Raw genomic sequence first — 454 nt, 5'->3', positions numbered from 1 at the left:
TTCAAGCATCAACATTCACCCCCTAAATCCTTATCCGTAAAATACTTAATCGGCTGCCTGCGTTTTTCTGCCAGATTGATTTCTACTTGCATGCCGCCTGTGATTTTTTCTCCGAACACCCACAGTTCGTTGCATTTGCCTAAGAGGATAATGTCCATAAACATCGCATCCCCTCTATGCTTTTGATTCTCATCATTCATAAACGGGAAAAGCAGGTGCGGTGTTACTGGGATTGCTCCGCGTGAATACGCGTAAGCCGCACACCGAATAGCGTGTTGCACGTTTTTCTCCTTATCTCCACGGTAGGGAGCACAAATATAGACGATAGGCTTAAAATTCGGTGTCGTTTCTAAATGCTTTTTATAAGACTTACTCATCTTTAGCCTCCTGTTCAATCAACGGGTAGATACCGTGTTGTGTCATGAGGTGATAGATGAAAAGCCTGCCTTTCTGA

1 protein-coding gene is annotated in these 454 nt (G+C 43.8%); it reads right to left on the bottom strand.

Translation table 11 applies throughout. The features are described 5' to 3' along the window. Nucleotides 1-8: 8 nt before the first annotated feature. A complete protein-coding gene (locus ACTJLE_RS06585) occupies nt 9-377 on the bottom strand; it encodes a DUF7768 domain-containing protein (protein WP_473412440.1) in 369 nt (122 codons plus the stop codon). Nucleotides 378-454: the final 77 nt, after the last annotated feature.

This window comes from Gardnerella sp. CCPDSM, from assembly GCF_056754715.1.
The sequence above is the reverse complement of the archived record's forward strand: the minus strand, read 5'-3'. Positions and strand labels throughout refer to the sequence as shown.

Bases quoted from the DNA above. Each gene is read 5' to 3' on its own strand.
- ACTJLE_RS06585 (WP_473412440.1), bottom strand. From the start codon at position 377: ATGAGTAAGTCTTATAAAAAGCATTTAGAAACGACACCGAATTTTAAG.